This window comes from Marinobacter santoriniensis NKSG1 (assembly GCF_000347775.1).
GTDB lineage: Bacteria > Pseudomonadota > Gammaproteobacteria > Pseudomonadales > Oleiphilaceae > Marinobacter > Marinobacter santoriniensis.
Window position 1 is genome coordinate 66,287 of the sequence record NZ_APAT01000003.1, and the last position, 14,015, is coordinate 80,301.

16 protein-coding genes are annotated in these 14,015 nt (G+C 59.1%); 3 read left to right on the forward strand and 13 right to left on the reverse strand.

The genetic code is table 11. The features are described from left to right. Positions 1 to 26: 26 nt before the first annotated feature. The 10 genes from paaE to paaG form a co-directional block, all read right to left on the reverse strand. Complete coding sequence (gene paaE / locus MSNKSG1_RS00315) at positions 27 to 1,106, reverse strand: 1,2-phenylacetyl-CoA epoxidase subunit PaaE (protein WP_008937229.1); 1,080 nt, start codon at positions 1,104 to 1,106, stop codon at positions 27 to 29. Between the two features lie 13 nt (positions 1,107 to 1,119). Then, the gene (gene paaD, locus MSNKSG1_RS00320; protein ID WP_008937230.1) at positions 1,120 to 1,689 is read right to left on the reverse strand and encodes a 1,2-phenylacetyl-CoA epoxidase subunit PaaD; all 570 of its coding nucleotides are present in this window, start codon (positions 1,687 to 1,689) and stop codon (positions 1,120 to 1,122) included. Further along, positions 1,673 to 2,437 (reverse strand): 1,2-phenylacetyl-CoA epoxidase subunit PaaC, encoded by a 765-nt coding sequence (gene paaC, locus MSNKSG1_RS00325; protein ID WP_008937231.1) that lies wholly within the window; start codon positions 2,435 to 2,437, stop codon positions 1,673 to 1,675. Before paaC ends, paaD begins: the two co-directional genes overlap by 17 nt. 11 nt (positions 2,438 to 2,448) lie before the next feature. After that, entirely contained in the window at positions 2,449 to 2,730 is a 282-nt protein-coding gene (gene paaB, locus MSNKSG1_RS00330; protein ID WP_008937232.1) for a 1,2-phenylacetyl-CoA epoxidase subunit PaaB, read from the reverse strand. Positions 2,731 to 2,747: 17 nt separating this feature from the next. Further along, the gene (gene paaA, locus MSNKSG1_RS00335) at positions 2,748 to 3,740 is read right to left on the reverse strand and encodes a 1,2-phenylacetyl-CoA epoxidase subunit PaaA (RefSeq protein ID WP_008937233.1); all 993 of its coding nucleotides are present in this window, start codon (positions 3,738 to 3,740) and stop codon (positions 2,748 to 2,750) included. Positions 3,741 to 4,064: 324 nt separating this feature from the next. Then, on the reverse strand, positions 4,065 to 5,378 hold the full coding sequence (gene paaK, locus MSNKSG1_RS00340; RefSeq protein ID WP_008937234.1) for a phenylacetate--CoA ligase PaaK: 1,314 nt from the start codon (positions 5,376 to 5,378) through the stop codon (positions 4,065 to 4,067). A 56-nt stretch (positions 5,379 to 5,434) separates the two neighbouring features. Continuing rightward, positions 5,435 to 6,682, reverse strand: a complete 1,248-nt coding sequence (gene pcaF / locus MSNKSG1_RS00345) for a 3-oxoadipyl-CoA thiolase (RefSeq protein WP_008937235.1) — start codon at positions 6,680 to 6,682, stop codon at positions 5,435 to 5,437. Beyond that, complete coding sequence (gene paaI / locus MSNKSG1_RS00350; RefSeq protein WP_008937236.1) at positions 6,679 to 7,125, reverse strand: hydroxyphenylacetyl-CoA thioesterase PaaI; 447 nt, start codon at positions 7,123 to 7,125, stop codon at positions 6,679 to 6,681. Before paaI ends, pcaF begins: the two co-directional genes overlap by 4 nt. Continuing rightward, the gene (paaH, locus tag MSNKSG1_RS00355; protein ID WP_008937237.1) at positions 7,122 to 8,645 is read right to left on the reverse strand and encodes a 3-hydroxyacyl-CoA dehydrogenase PaaH; all 1,524 of its coding nucleotides are present in this window, start codon (positions 8,643 to 8,645) and stop codon (positions 7,122 to 7,124) included. The genes paaI and paaH overlap by 4 nt, the downstream gene beginning before the upstream one ends. Positions 8,646 to 8,648: 3 nt before the next feature. Continuing rightward, complete coding sequence (gene paaG, locus MSNKSG1_RS00360; RefSeq protein ID WP_008937238.1) at positions 8,649 to 9,440, reverse strand: 2-(1,2-epoxy-1,2-dihydrophenyl)acetyl-CoA isomerase PaaG; 792 nt, start codon at positions 9,438 to 9,440, stop codon at positions 8,649 to 8,651. 412 nt (positions 9,441 to 9,852) lie between these two features. On the opposite strand from paaG, the gene paaY reads away from it, so the two are divergent. Beyond that, positions 9,853 to 10,446: a phenylacetic acid degradation protein PaaY gene (gene paaY, locus MSNKSG1_RS00365; protein ID WP_008937239.1), complete on the forward strand. Its 594-nt coding sequence runs from the start codon at positions 9,853 to 9,855 to the stop codon at positions 10,444 to 10,446. A gap of 42 nt (positions 10,447 to 10,488) precedes the next feature. Here the strand turns inward: paaY and MSNKSG1_RS00370 are convergent, their stop codons facing one another. The 3 genes from MSNKSG1_RS00370 to MSNKSG1_RS00380 form a co-directional block, all read right to left on the reverse strand. Next, the gene (locus MSNKSG1_RS00370; protein WP_008937240.1) at positions 10,489 to 11,388 is read right to left on the reverse strand and encodes a haloalkane dehalogenase; all 900 of its coding nucleotides are present in this window, start codon (positions 11,386 to 11,388) and stop codon (positions 10,489 to 10,491) included. 123 nt (positions 11,389 to 11,511) lie between these two features. Beyond that, positions 11,512 to 11,760, reverse strand: a complete 249-nt coding sequence (locus MSNKSG1_RS00375) for a hypothetical protein (protein ID WP_008937241.1) — start codon at positions 11,758 to 11,760, stop codon at positions 11,512 to 11,514. A gap of 76 nt (positions 11,761 to 11,836) precedes the next feature. Continuing rightward, positions 11,837 to 12,190 carry a hypothetical protein gene (locus tag MSNKSG1_RS00380; RefSeq protein WP_008937242.1) on the reverse strand — a complete coding sequence of 118 codons (354 nt, stop codon included), beginning with the start codon at positions 12,188 to 12,190 and terminating at the stop codon, positions 11,837 to 11,839. 136 nt (positions 12,191 to 12,326) lie between these two features. On the opposite strand from MSNKSG1_RS00380, the gene MSNKSG1_RS00385 reads away from it, so the two are divergent. Together MSNKSG1_RS00385 and MSNKSG1_RS00390 are read left to right on the forward strand one after the other, a co-directional pair. Then, positions 12,327 to 13,448, forward strand: coding sequence for an AI-2E family transporter (locus MSNKSG1_RS00385; protein WP_008937243.1), 1,122 nt, complete (start codon positions 12,327 to 12,329; stop codon positions 13,446 to 13,448). Between the two features lie 99 nt (positions 13,449 to 13,547). Beyond that, the gene (locus MSNKSG1_RS00390) at positions 13,548 to 13,967 is read left to right on the forward strand and encodes a peptidoglycan-binding domain-containing protein (RefSeq protein ID WP_040886494.1); all 420 of its coding nucleotides are present in this window, start codon (positions 13,548 to 13,550) and stop codon (positions 13,965 to 13,967) included. The last annotated feature ends 48 nt before the right edge of the window (positions 13,968 to 14,015 follow it).

Here is a 14,015-nt window from a genome sequence, read left to right on the forward strand (position 1 = left end):
TTACTGTGTGGTCGTCAAAGAACGAGTTACATCTCGTCGTAGTCGAGAACCACTTTGTCGCTGATCGGATAGCACTGACAGGAGAGCACGTAGCCGGCTTCGACCTCGTAATCTTCCAGCGCAAAGTTCTGGTCCATCTCCACTTCGCCTTCCACTACCTTGGCACGGCAGGTCGAGCAGACGCCGGCCTTGCAGGAATAGGGCAGGTCCGCGCCTTCCTCGTTACCGGCATCCAGGATGCTCTTGGTGTCGCGTACCAGCGGGAAGGTCAGGGAGCGGCCATCGGCGATGACCGTTACCTCACTGACGGACTTCGGATCGACATGAGACGGATCCCTGTCTTTCCGGGGCTGAGGTGCGCCGCCAACCGGTGTAAACAGCTCGTAGTGGATCTTGCTCTTGTCCAGGCCGTGGCGCTGCAGGGAGTCCCGCACGTCTTCCGTCATCAGCTGGGGACCGCAGATGAAGGCCGCCGTGAGCTCCTTGACGTTGATCCAGTGATCGAACAGGGCATCGCACTTGTCGTGGTCAATCCGTCCGTTGTACAGGTCAATGTCCTGTTCCTCACGGGTGAAGATGTACACCAGGTTCAGGCGGGACATGTACTCGTTCTTCAGGTCCTGAAGTTCGTCGCGGAACATGGTGCTGCTGGTGGCCTTGTTACCGTAGAACAGGGTGACCTCGCTCTTCGGTTCGGTTTCCAGGGTGGTCTTCACGATTGACAGAATCGGGGTGATACCACTGCCGGCGGCAACCGCCAGATAATTGCCTTCACGCTCCGGGTCCAGGTCAATGGAGAAATGGCCCTGAGGCGGCATGACTTCCAGGGTCTGGCCGGGCTTGAGCTGCTCGTTGGCAAAGGTTGAGAACCGGCCTCCGGGCACCTGCTTGATCGCAATGCGCAGTTCCTGGTCGTTGACGCTTCGGCAGATCGAGTAGGAGCGGCGGACTTCTTCACCATTCAGTTTGGTTCTGACAATCAGGTGCTGGCCCTGCTTGTAGCTGAATTTGTCCGCCAGGTCTCCCGGCACGTCAAAAGCAAGTGATACGGCGTTTCTTGTTTCCGGTCTGACCTCTTTGAGGGTCAGTGAGTAAAATTTGTTCATGATCGTATCGGCTCTAGATGCATTTGAAATAGTCGAAGGGCTCGAGGCATTCCTTGCAACGATAAAGGGCTTTACAGGCGGTGGATCCGAACTCGCTGACCCGCTCGGTGTCTTTGCTGCCGCAGTGGGGGCAGGCAATGACCTCCGGTTCGCCGAGCAGACTCATCTTGCTGGAGCTGCCCTCGGGCGGCGCGATGCCGAATGCCCGAAGCTTTTCTTTGCCTTCGTCTGTGATCCAGTCGGTGGTCCAGGCAGGGGTCAGCACCTGATTGATCTTCGGATCCCGAAAGCCCGCAGCGCGCAGGGCTTCGGCAATCAGTTCCTCAATCAGTTCGGTGGCCGGGCACCCGGAGTAGGTCGGGGTCACATCGATGGACAGTTCTTTACCGTCCCAGTGAACCGCCCGGACAATGCCGAGCTCCACGACGCTGACTGCCGGCACTTCAGGGTCTTTGACCTCATCAAGCAGTGCCCAGATGTCGTCCTCTGTCAGCAGATCGGGGCGGGCGTTTGCCGGCACCCGATCGCTTGCGATCAGGATGTCGACGGCTGACCGGTTGTCTGAATCACCATGTTGTGGCATCGGGATAGGCCCTCTGCAGAAACTGCATTTCTGCCAGAATGAAACCGAGATGTTCGGTGTGTTCGCCGCGTTTGCCGCCCATGTACATCCAGGCGTCGTCTGGCTGCGGCGTCAGCGTGGCTTCCTGAAGAACCTCTTTGACCAGTCCACGCCAGTCTTCCTTCAACTGCTCCGGATCCGGGCCAATGCCGGCTTCCGCCATCAGCTGGTCGGTCTCATCCGGTGTGATGAGCTCACCGGTGAAGCGCCAGAGGATATCGACCGCATCCTGCATCCGGCGATGGCTCTCCTCGGTACCGTCACCCAGGCGCTTGACCCACTCGGAGGACCGGCGCAGGTGATAGGTCACTTCCTTCAGTGCCTTTGCGGCAATGCCGGCAACGCGTTCGTCGCTGGCGTTTACCAGGCTCTTCAGGGTGAAGTAGTGCCAGACATCGAAAAAGAACTGGCGACCCATGGTCACGGCGTAGTCTTCGTTCGGCTGCTCGGTCAGCAGCAGGTTGCGGTAGTCGTGGGCATCCCGGCGATAGGCCAGTTTATCCGCATCGCGACCGTCATCGATCAGGTCGGCGGCGTACTCGTACCAGTTACGGGCCTGGCCGACGAGATCCAGTGCCACGTTCATCAGCGCCATTTCTTCTTCAAGCGCCGGCGCCTTGCCGCACAGCTCGCACAGGCGCTGACCGAGGATCATGTCCGAATCGGCCAGGCGCAGCAGGTATTCCGTGAGTGCTTCTTTCTGATTCATGGAATCACTCCTTACATGTGTCCGACTTCGTCGGGCAGCTCGTAAAAGGACGCGTGCCGGTACACCTTGTCCTCGGACGGATCAAACAGCACTTCTTTCTCGTCGGACGCTGACGCGGTGATCATGTCGGAAGGAACCACCCAGATGCTTACGCCCTCGTTGCGGCGTGTGTACAGGTCACGGGCGTTTTCCATGGCCATTTCGGCATCGGCAGCGTGAACGCTTCCCACGTGTTTGTGGTTCAGGCCGTGCTTGCTGCGAACAAAAACTTCGTAAAGACGCCATTCAGACATGTTGTATTCCTCCGATATCAAGCAGCTGCTGCGCGCTGCTTTTGTTTTTTGGCATAGGCGACGGCCGCTTCGCGAACCCAGGCGCCTTCTTCAATCGCTTTCTTGCGGGTGTTGATCCGCTCGCGGTTACAGGGGCCGTTGCCCTTGAGAACGTCGTAGAACTCCTGCCAGTTGATTTCACCGAAATCGTAGTGGCCGGTTTCCTCGTTCCATTTCAGGTCCGGGTCCGGTGCGGTACATCCCAGGTACTCAAGCTGCGGAACAGTCTGGTCAATGAACATCTGACGCAGTTCGTCGTTACTCTTGCGCTTGATCTTCCAGGCCATGGACTGCTGGGAGTTCGGGGATTCGTCGTCGTGCGGACCAAACATCATCAGTGCCGGCCACCACAGGCGGTTGATGGCGTCCTGTACCATCTGTTTCTGCTCTTCGGTACCTTCCCGCATCATGTCCAGCAGGATCTGGTAGCCCTGACGCTGGTGGAAGCTTTCTTCCTTACAGATACGGATCATGGCGCGAGAGTAGGGCCCGTAAGAGGTCCGCTGCAGTACCACCTGGTTGACGATGGCGGCGCCATCCACCAGCCAGCCGACCGCACCCATGTCCGCCCAGTTCAGGGTCGGATAGTTGAAGATGCTGGAGTACTTGGCTTTGCCCTGATGCAGCTTCTCGATTTCTTCGTCCCGGTCAGCGCCCAGGGTTTCCATGGCGCTGTAGAGGTAGAGTCCGTGACCCGCCTCGTCCTGGATCTTGGCCATCAACTGGAGCTTGCGCTTCAGGGTTGGTGCACGGGTGACCCAGTTGCCTTCCGGCAGCATGCCAACCACTTCGGAGTGGGCGTGCTGGGAGATCTGGCGAACAAGGGTCTTCCGGTAGCCTTCCGGCATCCAGTTCTTCGGCTCGATTTTGGTTTCTGCATCGATCTTCTCCTGGAATGCGCGCTCTTCAGGCGACATTTCGTCCAGGGATTTGACGCGCTTGGCTCCGGTTTCAACGAGCTGGGCGTACATACAATACCTCCGGTTCGGGCTTGTTGTTCTGTTGGTCTGTGAACAGCCGAGCCCTGACAGTGTTTGTTGGGCTATACATTCAATCTTAAATGATACTGAATAAATATCAAGTTTTAGCTTTGTGTGTCATGTCGGGTATTTTGGGTGTCCTATAATCAAGTAATAGACTGATTTAAATAGACAAAAATATGATACGTGACGAAAAGCTATTGAGATTGGTTTAGAGAGAGTGAAATTAAATCGACATCCGGTGCGGCAGCGGGTGTCTCCGTTTTAAACGGGCAGCGGGCCGGAAAGGGGACCGGCCCGCTGCCAAACCGGGATTTACTGGTTGCGCCGGTCAATAACCCGCTTGGCCTTGCCCTCGGAGCGGGCCAGACGGTTCGGCTCCAGAACCTGAACACGGGTGCTGATGCCAATGTAGGATTTGATATGGTGGGTCAGCTCCTTGGCGGCATTGGCCCGGACGTCATCGCTGCTGGCGGCTTCCGGCTTCAGCTCGGCGCGGATATCCACGCAATCCAGGTTGCCTTCCTTGTAGACCTCAATCTCGTAGTGCGGCGCCAGGGCTTCACACTTGAGAACCTGCTCCTCGATCTGGCTCGGGAACACATTGACGCCCCGGATGATCAGCATGTCATCGCTGCGACCGGTAATCTTGTCGATGCGACGCATCGGCCGCGCAGTGCCGGGCAACAGGCGTGTGAGATCCCGGGTCCGGTAACGCAGGATTGGCAGGGCCACCTTGGTCAGCGAGGTGAAGACCAGCTCGCCGTACTCGCCATCGGGCAGGACTTCACCGGTGTTGGGATCAATGATCTCCGGATAGAAGTGATCTTCCCAGATGGTCGGGCCGTCTTTGGTTTCGAGACACTCCATACCTACGCCGGGGCCCATGACTTCGGACAGGCCGTAGATGTCCAGTGCCTCGATACCGAGGCGCTCTTCCAGTTCGGTCCGCATGCTGTTGGTCCAGGGCTCGGCACCAAAAATGCCCAGACGGAGCGGCAGTTTGTGCGGATCGATGCCCTGACGGTCCATTTCGTCTGCAATGTTCAGCATGTAGGACGGGGTCACCATGATGATGTCCGGCTGGAAGTCCTTGATCAGCTGGACCTGCTTCTCGGTCTGTCCACCGGACATGGGGATGACCGTACAGCCGAGCCGTTCGGCACCGTAGTGCGCGCCCAGGCCGCCGGTGAACAGGCCGTAGCCATAGGACACGTGAACCTTGTCGCCCCGGTGACCGCCGCCGGCCCGGATGCTGCGGGCCACAATGTCGGCCCAGGTGTTGATGTCACTCTGGGTGTAACCGACAACGGTCGGCTTGCCGGTGGTGCCGCTGGAGGCATGGACGCGGACGACCTGGTCCATGGGGGTGGCAAACATGCCGAATGGATAGTTGTCCCGCAGATCCGCCTTGGTGGTGAAGGGAATCTTGGCAAGGTCTTCCAGCGAATTGATGTCCATCGGTTTCAGGCCGATTTCGTCGAAGGCATTGCGGTAGAAAGGGACGTTGGTGTAGGCATGAACCACGCTCCAGCGCAGGCGCTGAAGCTGTTCGTGGCGCAGCTCATCGATGCTGGCCGTTTCCATGCGGTCGAGTTTGCCGATTTTTTGCAGTGGTAAATTGCTCATGATGTTGTCCTGCGTTGTTCTTGTACCGTGTTTTCAGTCTAGATCCTGTTGTGCAATCAGGCGGCGCTGTCGGTTCTTTCGATGATCAGGGCAATCCCCTGGCCAACACCGATGCACATGGTGCAAAGCGCGTAACGGGCTTTTTGCCCGGCCTGGTGGCGACGTTCGAGTTCGTTCAGCGCGGTGGTGATCAGTCGCGCACCGCTCATGCCGAGCGGGTGGCCGAGGGCAATGGCGCCGCCGTTCGGGTTGACGTGCTCGGCATCGTCCGGAAGCCCGAGGTCCCGGGTGACCGCCAGCGCCTGTGCTGCAAATGCCTCGTTCAGTTCGATCACATCCATGTCCGCCAGTTCCAGCCCGGCGGTCTTGAGGACCTTGCGGGTGGCCGGCGCAGGGCCAAAGCCCATGATGCGTGGCTCGACACCGGCGGTCGCCATGGCAATCACCCGCGCCCTGGGTTTGAGGCCATACTGGCTCAGGGCCTCGGAGCCGGCCAGCAACAGTGCGCAGGCGCCGTCGTTGACGCCGGAGGCGTTGCCAGCAGTCACGCAACCGTTTTCACGGAACGGCGTCGGAAGTGACGCAAGCTTGTCGAGGCTGGTCTCGCGAGGATGCTCGTCGGTGTCGACCACCAGCGGATCCTGTTTGCGACGGGGAATGGTGACCGAGGTGATTTCATTGGCGAAAAAGCCCGCGGCCTGGGCCGCTGCGGTCCGCTGCTGGCTGCGCAGGGCAAAGGCATCCTGATCTTCCCGGGACACCTTGAACTGCTCGGCCACGTTTTCTGCGGTTTCCGGCATGGAATCGATGCCGTACTGCTTTTTCATCACCGGATTCACGAAACGCCATCCGATGGTGGTATCGAACATTTCCGCCTTGCGGCTGAAGGCGTTTTCCGCTTTGCCCATCACGAAAGGCGCCCGGGACATGGACTCGACGCCACCAGCGATCATCAGGCCGGCTTCGCCGGTTCGAATGGCACGGGCAGCACTGCCGACCGCATCCATTCCGGAACCACACAGCCGGTTGATGGTGCTTCCCGGCACGTCCACCGGCAGCCCGGCCAACAGCAGTGACATGCGGGCCACGTCCCGATTGTCTTCGCCGGCCTGGTTGGCGCAGCCGTAAAGAACGTCGTCCACTTTCGACCAGTCCAGGTCGGGGTGGCGTTCCATCAGGGCCTTGATCGGAATGGCGCCAAGATCATCGGCCCTGACTGCCGAAAGGGCGCCGCCGTAACGGCCAATGGGTGTACGAATGGCGTCGACGATGTAAGCGTCTTTCAGGCGGGTGTCAGTGCTCATGATGCGTTCTCCGAATGGCGGACGGTGCCGCGTACTTCATAGGAACGGCCGCGGAACAGTGCCACGGTGCGTCCGTCCTGGTTGGTCAGGGTGATGTCATAAACGCCGGTCCGGCCGCCGCGGGAGCGTTCCTCCGCTGTGGCGGTCAGCTGATCGCCTTCCTTTGCACCGGACATGAAGTCAATACTGCAGCCTGAGGCGACCGTCGCACGGTCGTAAGTGTTGCAGGCGAACGCGAATGCCGAGTCAGCAAGGGTGAACAGATAACCGCCATGGCAGGAGCCGTGGCCCTGGACCATGTCGCCGGTAACGGTCATGGTCAGGACCGCTTTGCCTGGCGCGACGGACTCGATTTTCATGCCGAGCTTCTGGCTGGCGCGATCCCGGGAGAACATGTGCTCTGCGCACTGTTCGGCCAGAATCTGTGGGTCGGTGTCAGTCATGCGTAGAACCCCTTGTTGGCGTAATGATTTTTTCTCAGCAGCAGCGCCGGGCGATACCGGTCTTCACCGTAGCTGTTCTGAAGGTTGGTCAGGACCGTGAAGACGCAGCCGGCTCCGAGTCGATCGCTCCAGCTGAGGGGGCCTTCGGGATAGTTCAGGCCGGCCTTCATGGCCAGGTCGATGTCCGCCACCGTGGCAACGCCGTGCAGGTGGGCATCGGCCGCTTCGTTGGCCAGCATGGCGACAGTTCGCATGATGACCAGTCCGGGACGATCCGCCAGACGGCTGACCGCGATACCGGCTGTTTGCAACAGGGCGCAGGCATCCTGGATGGCTTGCCCGGAGGCCTGATCCGCTGCGGCAATGGCCAGGCGTGTGGTCGTGGCGAAATCGAATGCCAGATCGAACACGATGGTATTGTCGATGCCCTCTGCGGCCGCGCGTTCTGACGCCATGCGGCCATCGGTCAGCACAAGGACGGCCTCGCCGAAACGAATCCGGCCGTTGCCGTCACGCTCCTCGATCTCAAGGCCGGCCTCTTGCCAGCGCTGAACGAGCGCTTTGGCCGGGCCCAGGTCGCCTTCAACCGTCACCGTCTTGTGGATGCTTCCACCCTGTTCGGCTTCAGTGTTTGCTGCGGGACGATCATCGCCCTCGCCGTAGCGGTAGAAACCCCGACCGCTCTTGCGGCCCAGTCGACCTGCTTCCACCAGTTCCTGCTGGATGAGCGACGGGAGAAACCGGGTGTCCTGGTAATAGGCGTTGAACACCGAGTTGGTAACGGCGTAGTTGACGTCGTGTCCGATCAGGTCGGTCAGCTCGAAGGCGCCCATCCGGAAGTTGCCTGCCTCGCGCATCAGGGCATCCAGGGTGGCCGGATCCGCCGCCTGTTCCTGGACGAGTCTCAGGCTCTCGGCGTAGAAGGGACGGGCAACGCGATTGACAATGAAGCCGGGCGTTGAGGTCGCGTGTACCGGTTTTTTGCCCCACTGGAGTGCGGTTGCATGCACCGTTTCAGCGACGGTGCCGTCAGTGGCCAGGCCGGACACCACCTCCACCAGGGCCATCAGAGGCGCCGGATTGAAAAAGTGCATGCCCACCAGCCGCTCTGGCTTCTGCATTTTCGCGCCCAGGGCAGTGATGGAGATCGACGAGGTGTTGGTGGCCAGAATCGTCTGGTCGCTGCACAGAGATTCGAGGTCTCCCAACAGGCCTTGCTTGATCTCAAGGTTCTCGATGATCGCTTCGATGACCAGGCCGGCGTCGGCGATATCGGACAGTTTGTCGACTGGCTGGATCCGTCCGACGATGGCATCGACGTCCTGCTGGTCCATTTTGCCTTTATCGACGCGGCGCTGAAGAATCTTGGCCGTGTTGTCACGACCGGCCGCTGCGGCGCCTTCCCGTTGATCGTGGAGGTAGACGGTGTGTCCGGCCTGTGCGGCAACCTGGGCGATGCCGGAGCCCATGGCGCCCGCACCGATGACGGCTACATTAATACTGGAATCCAGTGCCGGCATGTTTTATTTCCCCTTGAAATCCGGTGTGCGCTTTTCCATGAACGCGGCGACGCCTTCGCGGTAGTCGTCGGTCTGGCCTGCCTGGCGCTGCAGATCCCGTTCGAGTTCCAGTTGTTCGTCAAAGCTGTTGGTGGTGCTGGCATGCAGGGCCTGTTTGATCAGTGCCAGACCTTTCGTGGGTTGGACGGCAAAATGACGAGCCAGTTTCATGGTTTCGTCCATCAGTTGCTCGTCGTCAACGCACCGCCAGATCATGCCCCAGCTTTCGGCCTGTTCAGCCTTGATCTTGTCGCCCAGCAGTGCCATGCCCTTGGCCCGGGCCATGCCCGCGACGCGGGGCAGGGTCCAGGTGCCGCCGGAATCCGGTACCAGGCCGAGCTTGCAGAAGGCCTGCACAAAGCTGGCAGACCGGGCAGCCAGCGTGATATCGCAAGCGAGCGCAATGTTGGCACCGGCGCCGGCCGCGACGCCGTTGACGGCACACAGAACCGGCATCGGCAGATCACGGAGACTGCGCATCAGCGGGTTGTAGTAATTTTCCAGGGAAGCACCCAGATCCGGCATTTCCTGATCCGGTGAGACGCTGCGGTCGGACAGGTCCTGACCGGCACAGAAGCCACGGCCGGCACCGGTGATGACCAGAACGCGGACGCTGTCGTCGTTGCGAACGGTCGTGATGGCCTCACGCATGCGTTCGTGCATTTCCACGTTGAAGCTGTTGAGGTTGTTCGGGCGGTTCAGGGTGACTGTGGCAATGCCCTGATCGATCTCCAGAAGGATGCTTGACTGGGTCATGATGTTGTCCCATTTGTTGTAATAACAGGAATGGCCGGGACGACACTGGGTGTCCCGTGACAGAGAATTCTTCATGGCGCCCTTGCGCGGGGCGCAGGGTCGATCGGACTGCGGGCAACCAGTGCCCTCCGACACGACGTCCGAAATTGAGTATATCTAAGAATTGATACTCGTCAAGGATTCATGGTATCGACTTCTGTATCACTTTATATTTTTGCTCGCGGGATTTTTTGCTAACGGAATGATTTTTATTGGAAATATTATTTCTTGCTGGTTCCTTTTGAGGCCTTTAACGGGGTTTTGTGCCGCGTGGCATCGCCAATTTTCGTGAAATTTCCGGGCGAAAATTATAATGTGATACAAAAAAGAGCCAACAAAAATTATTTCGGTCCCATTCCTGCAGGAGAACGTTATGCCCGTTTACAGCATTGAAGGTGTTGTCCCGGTTATCCATCCATCCGCCTATGTCCATCCCAGTGCCGTCCTGATCGGCGACGTCTGGGTCGGGCCGGACTGCTACGTTGGCCCTGCCGCCTCGTTGCGCGGCGATTTCGGTCGAATTGTCCTGAAGGAAGGTTCCAACATTCAGGACACCTGTGTCATGCATGGGTTCCCGGGAATGGACACGGTCATCGAGAAGAATGGCCATGTCGGCCACGGAGCCATCCTGCACGGGTGTGTCGTGGGTGAAGATGCCATGGTGGGGATGAATGCGGTGGTCATGGATGAGGCACACATTGCACCGAAGTCGATCGTCGGGGCCGGAGCCCTCGTCAAGGCCGGATTCACGTGCGAGCCAGGCTCGCTGATCGTGGGAGCGCCGGCAAAGGTTCTGCGAACCCTGAGTGACAAGGAAATTGCCTGGAAGAAGAAGGGGACCGAGGAGTATCAGCGTCTTACCCGGCGCTCGCTGGCAAGTCTTCAGGAATGCGAGCCGCTTGCCGAGGCGGAGCCTGACCGTCCCCGGGTCGACTCCGGAACCTACCAGCCGAAACATCAGTCCTGAAGGGCGTCAGTCGGCGTCTTTTTGCTCGGAAGAGGTGGTGGCTCAGGCCGCCATCTCTGCTTTCAGGGCGTCGATGATGATGCGCGCGAAGGCCTCGGGTGAGTCTTCCTGAAGGAAGTGTCCACCCCTGAGTGTGATGTGGGGCTGTCCGTGCGCGCCGGGAATGCGCCTTTGCATATAGCGGTCTCCGCCCCGGGTGATCGGGTCGCCGCTACTGAAGCAGGTGATAAAGGGCTTGCGCCATTTCTCCAGTGCTTTCCAGGTCGCCTGATTGGCAGCGCTGACCGGATCGTCCGGAGACAGTGGCACCAGTCTCGGGAATGCCCGGGCACCGGCCTTGAACTCTGCGGACGGAAACGGCGCCTCATACGCGGCCATTTCGGCCTTCGAAAGCGTGCGCTCTGTGCCCAGCTGGACAATTCGTGCGACCGGGAACCAGGGACTGTGAGCGGCGAACGTCTTCCACAGGGTAAATACCGTGGGAACCCGGTTTTCGCCGGTGGGAAGCATGCCGTTGCCGACAATGATCCGGCTGAACCGGTCCGCATGTTCCGCGGCCAGTCGCAGACCGAGCAGGGAACCCCAGTTCTGGCACACCAGGGTGATGTTCCGGAGATCGAGCGTATCCAGCCAGGTGGTCAGCCATTCCATGTGCCGGTCGTAGCTGTAATCGTCAGCATCGGCCGGTTTGTCCGATTTCCCGAAGCCGATCAGGTCCGGCGCCAGAACCCGATGCCCCGCATTGGCCACCATGGGGATCATGTGCCGGTAGAGGAACGACCATGAGGGCTCGCCGTGAAGCATGAGTACGGGTGAGGCCTCACGTCCCCCTTCGTCGACGTAGTGCATCCTCAGGTTGGGAGCCACGTCGAGATAGTTGGGAGTGAAGGGGTAGTCCGGAATGTCCCTGAAGCGAGCTTCGTCGGTTCTCAGAATACGCATGCCATCGACTGTCCTGACTGATAGGTTGCGTGATCGTCGGATACGACGATCGTCAAAGTTCAGGATAAATCAGATGGCGATCTGGTGTGTTTGAGTTGCGTAACAGAGCGTTGCCGGTTTGAATCAGCAGGCCAGCCCGAACAGGCGCTCCGGGCCGTCAATGTGACGCATGGCATCGTCGCAGCAGTTGACAGCACCGCAATCGTCGGCCGAACACAGTCCGATGGTCCGGCACTCGATGGACTGCTGGTTGTCGCCTTCGTTAAGAAAAATGCGCGACCGGGAAAGAATTGAGTGGCAATGGCCGCAGAGCAGGGTGGGTACGGCGCATCCCTCAGCAAGAATCGCGTTGTAATGGTTTGGTTCTCTCATAGATATCCTCCTGATACTTACAACCTAGGGGCAGTGTGTGACAGTAAAAAGTCTGCCTGCGTTCACTGCCCGTGATTTATACGGAATCCTTGTCCGTATCGACCAACGGCCTGCGATTGGAACGTTTATCCTCCCAGTCAAGTTCTTTGGGGTCGTACCAGCCGATGGCGTCCAGAACCCGTTGCCGGGTTCGTGGCGACAGCGTCGGCCATAATTCCTCGAAATCCTCAAGGCCGGCGTCTCTCTGTCGCTGTTGTTTACTCTGGAGCCGGTTGATGATTCGGGGAAGGTTCAGCGCCTCGCCGAGCTGTCCGGGCACCAGCACGTCCTGCCCCATCACCTTTCGACGATGAGTCCGCGCTGCCAGGACTTTTTGCAATTCCCGGGCAGCGTCCAGGGCGGTTTCTGTGGTAAAGGTTTCCAGATCCAATACTATGACCCGTTCAAACTGTGATCACCAACCAGCGACTATAACCTGAAGCGGGCGCCAGTGGCCAAACTCCCGTGATAGGCTGGTATTATCCAAAGCCTTCGTTACCGCTCTTTGTGCCGGGATACCCTGACTTATGTACGCAAAACTTGAAACACGGACTTTTCTGGCAATGCTGGTCGGGGTCTCCCTGGCGTTCTTCCTATTGATGAAACCTTTCTTCGGGCCGATTTTCTGGGCCGTCGCCATTGCGCTGATTTTCCATCCGGTCCAGAACCTGGTGGCGAAGTGGCTCGGGCCCAGGCCCAATGTCAATGCCCTGGTCACCCTGACGGTCTGCATGGTGATCGTCATCATTCCCGTCCTGCTCCTGGTGACGTCGTTGATTGCACAGGGTGTGGAGCTGTACCAGCAGATCCAGAGCGGCGAAATTCGCCCTGGCGAGTACATCGACCGCGTAAATCAGTCGTTTCCGGCCATTCAGTCTTTCCTCGCGCAGTTCGATATCAACTTCGGCGAGATCCGGGACAAAGCCGTCAGCCTGTTTGTTGGCGGCAGCCAGTTCATGGCCAAGCAGGCCCTCGGCATCGGGCAGAACACGTTCCAGTTCTTCATGGGGCTGGCCCTGATGGTCTACCTGGCGTTTTTCCTGCTTCGTGACGGTCATCAACTGGTGGAATTGCTGATCCGGGCCCTGCCGCTGGGGGATGAGCGCGAGCGTCTGCTGTTTGCCAAGTTCGCGGAGGTGACCCGGGCGACGGTCAAAGGCAACCTGCTGATCGCGATCATCCAGGGCGCCCTTGGTGGCCTGATCTTCTGGATTCTCGGCATTTCCGGGGCGTTACTGTGGGGCGTGGTGATGGCTATTGTTTCGCTGCTTCCGGCCATTGGCGCCGCCATTGTCTGGGTGCCCGTGGCCATCTACCTCGCGGCGGTGGGACAACTTGTATCCGCAGCGGTTCTCACGATATTCGGGGTGCTGGTCATTGGGCTGGCGGACAACCTGCTTCGACCGGTTTTCGTCGGTCGCGACACCAAGCTTCCGGATTACATTGTGTTGTTGTCAACGCTGGGCGGCATTGTCATGTTCGGAGTCAACGGCTTTGTCATGGGCCCCCTGGTAGCGGCCCTTTTCATGGCCTTCTGGGGGATCTTCATCCGGGAGTTCGGACATGAGGCCCAGACGGTTCGTCATCCCGGAACCGGTCCGATGCCGGAGGATGAGAACCCGAGCGGTCGCGTTGATCGCAAAGTGTGATAGTCTTTTCAGTGTTTGCCCCAGCCCGTGGAGATTGGCGCCACATAATAAAAAAGAAGCGATGTCGGTTTGGCATCAGGAGTAGTGCAGGTGAGTACCATGAAGAACCCGACCAGGAATCTGGGTCGCCTTCTGGCTGCAGCCGGTGCGGCGGCTTTGTTAGGGCTTGCCCCTCTGGCCCAGGCCAATGAGACCGTAGCTCTGAAGAACGCGCTTTACGGAGCGGGTTACGATATTTCAAATGTCAGCCCCGATATGGATGATGCCACCCGTTCGGCGCTGACCAGCTTCCAGAAAGATCACGGATTGCAGGCAACGGGTATTCTGGATGATGAAACCAAGAAAGCCCTTGGCATGATTTCCATGAAAGTTGCTGCGGCCGCGCCAGCAAAGGCCAGTGCGAAGACTGCGGAAAAGGCCGATAAGGCGGCGCCTGCCAAGGCAGACCAGCCGGCGGAGGCCAAGAAAGAGGACAAGACGATCGAAGAGGACGACGACGGCGGTTGGTCGCTCTGGTAATTGCATCGTTATGCCCTGACGCACAAAAAAGCCCGCCAGATTACTCTG